Raw genomic sequence first — 3,554 nt, forward strand, 5'->3', positions numbered from 1 at the left:
CTAGGCGCGTAGGTGCGCGCGTCCCGTCGACGGCGCGCGCTGACGGCCCGCCGACTCGTGCAGCGCCGCCGTCGCACTCTCTGCGAGGCCACCGGTAACGTCGAACCCGAGCCCGAAGGAGCGCCATGCCCGCCGAATCGAACCCCGAACCCGACACGACACCACGCGCTGTGTCCGGCACGGACCCGCACGTCTCGGACAACCCGCGCACCCCGCACCCCGCCCCGCACCTGATCGACGTGGGCGGTGCCGACCCGCGCGGCTACGAGGGATTCGGTGGCACGGTAGCACCGCGCTCCTCGCAGTCGACGCCCTGGTGGCCGGCCCCGCGCCGTGCGCCGGAGGGTGCACCCAATGTCGTCGTGATCCTCATCGACGACATGGGTTTCAGCGACATCGGGCCGTTCGGCAGCGAGATCCCCACCCCGGCCCTCGATGCGCTCGCCGCGGGCGGCTACCGGTTCACGAACTTCCACGTCGCGCCGGTGTGCTCCCCCACGCGGGCCGCCCTGATGACCGGCTGCAACCCGCACCGCGCGGGCCTCGGGTCGGTGGCGAACATGAACCCGGGGTATCCCGGCATCCGCGGCGGCCTGCCGCAGAACATGCCGACGCTGGCCGAGACGTTCCGCGAGAACGGGTACGCGACCCTCATGGTCGGCAAGTGGCACCTCACCCCTGAGTCGAGCATGCACGACGGCGCCGACACCTCCACCTGGCCGATCCAGCGCGGTTTCGACCGGTACTTCGGGTCGCTCGAAGGGTTCACCACGATGTACCACCCGCACCGGCTGCTGCGGGACAACTCCCCCGTGACCGAGGAGTTCGCCGACGACGACTACCTCACCGACCGGCTCACGACCGAGGCGATCGACATGATCGACGCCGTCCACGGCGGCGACGCCGGCCGCCCCTTCTTCCTCTACTTCGCCCACAACGCGGTGCACGGTCCGGTGCAGGCCACCCCCGGCGACCAGGCCGCGCAGTCCGGGCGCTACGACGTCGGGTGGGATGCCGTGCGCGCCGAACGGTTCGCCCGGCAGAAGGACCTCGGGATCTTCCCGGAGGATGCCGAGATCTCCCCATCCGGCCCGCAGAACACCCGCGGTGTCGTGGCCTGGGACACCCTGGACGACCAGGCCCGGGCACTGTACGCGCGTCACATGGAGGTTTACGCGGGCGCGGTCGCCGGCATCGACCGCAGCCTGGAGCGGCTCGTGGCGCACCTGAAGGAGATCGGCGAATACGACAACACGATCATCGTGTTCACCAGCGACAACGGCGCGACGAGCGAAGCGGGCACGGCCGGCACCCGCAGCTACTTCAGCCAGTTCACCTTCAACGCGTCCGGCCTGCCCGAGGACTGGGTCGCCGACGTGCCGCGCCCCCTCGACGAGATGGGCGGCCCGCGCGTGTTCGGTCACTACCCGGCGGGGTGGGCGCACGCGTCGAACACCCCGTTCCGGCTGTACAAGGGCACGACGCACGAGGGCGGCATCCACAGCCCGCTGATCGTCAGCTGGCCGGCGGGGATGCCGCGCGATGCCGGCGACGACGGCATCCGCCGCGACTTCGCGTTCGTCGCCGACCTCGCTCCCACGCTGGAGGAACTCACCGGCGTGACCCGGCCGGCGACCGTGCACGGGCAACCGGCGGCGGACGCGGACGGGACCAGTTTCGCTGCGGCGTTCCGGGCCGCGCACCCGCGGGAGGCGGCCGGTCAGCACGTGACGTTCATGGGCGGGCGGTCCTACTTCGAGGGTCGCTGGAAGATCGTCGGCATGGGATGGGAGTCCGCGCCCGGCGACCTGTCGATCTGGCGGCTGTACGACATCGCCGCCGACCCGGCCGAAGTGCACGACCTGGCCACCGACCACCCCGACGTGGTCGCCGATCTGGCCGAGAAATGGCGCCTGGCCGCGTGGCACAACACGGTGTTCCCACTGCCGGACGAACCGACCTTCGCGCGGAAGATCCCGTCCACCGACCTCGAACTGGAGGCGCCGTTGCGGTTGCGGCCGGGGGCCCCGACGGTCGAGCGGGTGCGCTCGGCCCGGGTGACCCAGTTGCGCTCGTTCACGATCGAGGCGCGGTTCGACGGCGGGCTCGGCGAGGGCGTGATCGTCGCGCACGGCGACCAGGGCGGCGGGTACATCCTGTGGGCCGAAAACGACGCGCTGCACTTCTCTTACAACGCGTACGGCAACATGCACCGCGCCACCGTGCCGGTGACGGGAGACCCGGCGACGGTTCTCGTGCGGTTCGAGGCGCTCGCGGAGTTCGCCTGGCGGATCAGCCTCGACGTCGACGGCACCGAGACGGTGCTGCAAGAGCGCGTGCCGATGCTGGTGAGCATGGCCCCGTTCACCGGCATCAGTGCCGGGTACGACGGCGGCGGCCCGGTCGACTGGGACCTGCACGAGCGACGCGGCTGGTTCCAGTACACCGGCGGCCTGCGCGACGTCCGCTACACGCCCGGCACGAAAGCGGATTACGACGACGAGATCGTCGTCGCGATCGACGACATCAGCGCCCGCCTCCTCGACTAGATGCCCGGGGAAGTCGGGAGTCAGGCCATGTCGCGGGCGATCGCCTGGGCGGTCGCCTTCAGCATTGAGGCGTAGTGACGCTCGTCCCAGTGCGCAAGGGATGCCGCGATCGTGACGACCGCGATCGGAAGGTCCCCGCTGTACGGGATCGGCGTGGAGATCCCCGCCGCCCCGAGCGTCTGCTCCTCCCGCTGCACTGCGTACCCGCGCGCCCGCGCGCAGGCCAACATCGACGCGTTCACCGAGACCCGGTGGATCACGCTGCGCCGCGAGCCCGGCCAGTACCCGCTCTGAACAGCCGGCTCCATACCACCCGCTCTGAGCAGCCCCGTCTGAACCACCGCGCGGTACCTCGGTGGCGCTCCGCCGCTGAGGTGCCGCCGAGGTGGCCGGATCAGTGCTGGATCGGTGCCGGATCACACGACCGTGACGAGGGGTGAATCGATCTCCGGCTCGGGCAGGGCGTCGTCGAATGCAGCGGATGCCCGGTCGGTGCGGACGAGTTCGGCGAACCAGGCCGCGCCCGACAGTGCCAGACCGGTGACGACGGCCGCGCGGCGGCCGAGCAGGGCGGCGATCCCGAGGCCCACCCACACCGACGTGCACCCGAAACAGTCCAGCATCCCTCGGGCCGGGGTGCGATCGACCGCGGCCCGCAGCCGGACGATGACCCCGCCCGGACCGTCCTCGGCCACCAGCAGGCGGCTGAGCCGCCACGTCGCCAGCGCGCCGACGACCAGCGTCAGCGCGTCGTGGCGGGGACGTGCCATCTCACCCACCCCTCGCGAAGTAGCCGGTCGCCAGCAGCCCGGCGGCGTCCTCGGCGTCGACTGTCACGGTGGGCGCGGCGGCCGAGACGGCATAGTCGCGCCCGGTGACCGGGCCGCGCACGCGCGCGGTGACCCGGCGGCGCCAGCGCAACCGGACCCCGCCGTCCGACGCCCGGGCGTCCGTCGCGGCCGGCGGCACCAGCGCGAAGCTCGCCACCGGGGCGGCGGCGCGGCG

General features: G+C 72.1%; 4 protein-coding genes. 1 reads left to right on the forward strand and 3 read right to left on the reverse strand.

From position 1 onward, the window contains the following. Positions 1-125 precede the first annotated feature (125 nt). Positions 126-2,549, forward strand: coding sequence for an arylsulfatase (locus tag ACK5KK_RS12190; protein ID WP_416890353.1), 2,424 nt, complete (start codon positions 126-128; stop codon positions 2,547-2,549). Positions 2,550-2,569: 20 nt separating this feature from the next. Here ACK5KK_RS12190 and ACK5KK_RS12195 read toward each other — a convergent pair whose 3' ends face one another. The 3 genes from ACK5KK_RS12195 to ACK5KK_RS12205 all read right to left on the reverse strand — a co-directional run. Beyond that, positions 2,570-2,857 carry an IclR family transcriptional regulator domain-containing protein gene (locus ACK5KK_RS12195; protein WP_416890354.1) on the reverse strand — a complete coding sequence of 96 codons (288 nt, stop codon included), beginning with the start codon at positions 2,855-2,857 and terminating at the stop codon, positions 2,570-2,572. A 108-nt stretch (positions 2,858-2,965) separates the two neighbouring features. Continuing rightward, on the reverse strand, positions 2,966-3,319 hold the full coding sequence (locus tag ACK5KK_RS12200) for a hypothetical protein (protein ID WP_416890355.1): 354 nt from the start codon (positions 3,317-3,319) through the stop codon (positions 2,966-2,968). A gap of 1 nt (position 3,320) precedes the next feature. Next, positions 3,321-3,554 (reverse strand): hypothetical protein (locus ACK5KK_RS12205; RefSeq protein ID WP_416890356.1); only part of this gene is annotated, 234 nt, incomplete at its 5' end.

The sequence above is a fragment of the Microbacterium sp. genome (assembly GCF_047972865.1).
Classification (GTDB): domain Bacteria; phylum Actinomycetota; class Actinomycetes; order Actinomycetales; family Microbacteriaceae; genus Microbacterium.

Excerpts from the sequence above, each read along its gene's own strand:
- ACK5KK_RS12200 (WP_416890355.1), bottom strand. The coding sequence starts at position 3,319 with ATGGCACGTCCCCGCCACGACGCGCTGACGCTGGTCGTCGGCGCGCTG.
- ACK5KK_RS12190 (WP_416890353.1), top strand. The coding sequence starts at position 126 with ATGCCCGCCGAATCGAACCCCGAACCCGACACGACACCACGCGCTGTG.
- ACK5KK_RS12195 (WP_416890354.1), bottom strand. The coding sequence starts at position 2,857 with ATGGAGCCGGCTGTTCAGAGCGGGTACTGGCCGGGCTCGCGGCGCAGC.